General features: G+C 65.1%; 1 protein-coding gene. It reads left to right on the forward strand.

Annotation, left to right across the window (positions count from 1 at the left end; all coding sequences use genetic code 11):
- Positions 1 to 601 precede the first annotated feature (601 nt).
- Positions 602 to 2,032 (forward strand): group II intron reverse transcriptase/maturase, encoded by a 1,431-nt coding sequence (gene ltrA / locus LQ326_RS47000; protein WP_234545346.1) that lies wholly within the window; start codon positions 602 to 604, stop codon positions 2,030 to 2,032.
- Positions 2,033 to 2,163: the final 131 nt, after the last annotated feature.

Below are 2,163 nucleotides of genomic sequence, written 5' to 3' on the forward strand. Positions count from 1 at the left end.
GTGCGCCACGAGGCGCCACTGTTACCGGGCAGGGGTGAAAGACCCCTGCCGCCGGGCTGTCGCAGCGGTCCGGTGAAGCTGAGGGCAGCCGATCCGTGGAGACGCACGGGGAGGCAGGAGCAGCCCTGACAACGACGGAGCGCGTCGGTACTTCCAGACGACGTGTGTCCGGCAAGCAAGACGAGACGCCGTACGAGAGGAACCAGTGCCTGACGTCCCGTAAGTGTTCCACCGGCTCCAATCTGGAGGATATGGGCCGGGTGCAGCGCACGTCGCCCTCTTGGGCGACGACTTCGGAGCCGGTCTTTCGATGCTGGTGAGGAGGCCACGCTGAATGCCTGCGGCGTAGGCGTGGCGATGCTGTCGGGGTAGAGCTGGGCGGCTCGCTCGTCGACCGGAGAGTGGTGAACGTGGGAAGCGTGCTGGAACCGCCCTTCCCGGCTGGCATCCAGTCAGCCGGTGGGCAGGCCCGTCGTCGGCCGATGGCTCCCGTACGTGGCGGAGGCCCCGTAGTAGTCCGAGCGCACGAGAGGTGCGTACATGGCGAAGGGGGCCAGCAAGTCTGTGGCAGAAGTGCTGGAAGACCAGGAGGTTTTCGCCGGTGAATACCGACGAACTTGAGGCCGTCACGTATGCGGCGGAGCGACGGGTACTGGAGATCCAGGCCAAGCTGCACCGTTGGGCCCGTGATGATCCTCATCGCAGGTTCGCTGATCTGTTCAACCTTGTCGCCGATCCCGCGTTCTTGCTGGTCGCGTGGGATCGGGTGCGGGGTAACAAGGGTGCGAAGACCGCCGGGGTGGATGGCCGCACTGCGGCGTCCATCGTGGCGCGGACGGGTGTCGAGGAGTTCCTCGGCGGACTGCGGGACAGCATCAAGGACCGCAGTTTTCGTCCGCTGCCGGTGCGAGAGCGGATGATCCCCAAGGTTGGCGGCAAGTTACGTCGGCTGGGTATCGCCACGATCTCGGACCGGGTGGTGCAGGCATCCTTGAAGCTGGTGTTGGAGCCGATCTTCGAGACGGATTTCCTCCCGTGCTCCTACGGGTTCCGTCCGAACCGCCGGGCCCACGACGCGGTGGCCGAGGTGCGCTTCTTCACGTCCAAGTCGTATGAGTGGATCGTGGAGGGCGACATCAAAGCCTGCTTCGACGAGATTTCACACTCCGCCCTGATGGACCGGGTGCGTAAGCGCGTCGGAGACAAACACGTCCTGGCCCTGGTGAAGGCGTTCTTGAAGTCGGGCATCCTCGGCGAGGACCGTCTGCTTCGGGAGACCACCGCCGGCACCCCACAGGGTTCGATTCTCTCGCCGTTGATGAGCAACGTGGCTCTGTCGGTCCTGGACGAGTACATCGCCCAGGCGCCGGGAGGCCCGGGGTCCATGCCCTGGGCGCGGGCCAAGCGACGTCGTCAAGGTCTCCCCAACTACCGGCTTTCCAGGTACGCGGACGACTGGTGTCTGATGGTCTCCGGCACCAAGGACGACGCCGAAGCTCTGCGCGAGGAGATCTCGGAGGTGTTGTCCACGGTGGGCTTGCGCCTGTCCGTGGAGAAGACCCTGATCACCCATATCGACGAGGGGCTGGACTTCCTCGGGTGGCACATCCAGCGCCACCGCAAGCGGGGTTCCAGCCGCTGCTACGTCTACACCTATCCCTCGCGCAAGGCGCTCAAGGCCGCGATGGACAAGGTCAAGGCGATCCGCCGCGGAACAGCCACCGGCCTGCCACTGGACGAACTGCTCATCCAGATCAACAAGATGCTGTTCGGCTGGTGCATGTACTTCCGCCCCGGGGTGTCCAGCGCGACGTTCCAGTACCTGAGCTCGTACACGTGGGGCCAGGTCATGAAGTGGCTGCGTCGCAAGCACCACCGAATCAACAGGAAGGACCTTCGCCGCCGCTACTGCGGCGGGGGTTGGTGGCCATCAGGGGAGGAACGGATGCTGTTCGATCCCGGCAAGGTACGCACCACGCGCTACCGATACCGAGGGACAGTCATTCCTTCTCCCTGGCCGTCTGCCGGATGAAGACAATCATCGACAGCCGGAGGGGACTTGTGGAGCGCCCGGTGCCGCGAGAGTGGCACGCCGGGTGCGGGAAGCGGCCCAGAGAAACGGCTCGATCGAAAGACGAGACCGCGCTCTGGGCCGACTTCACC

The sequence above is a fragment of the Streptomyces shenzhenensis genome (assembly GCF_021462265.1).
Classification (GTDB): Bacteria; Actinomycetota; Actinomycetes; order Streptomycetales; family Streptomycetaceae; genus Streptomyces; species Streptomyces shenzhenensis.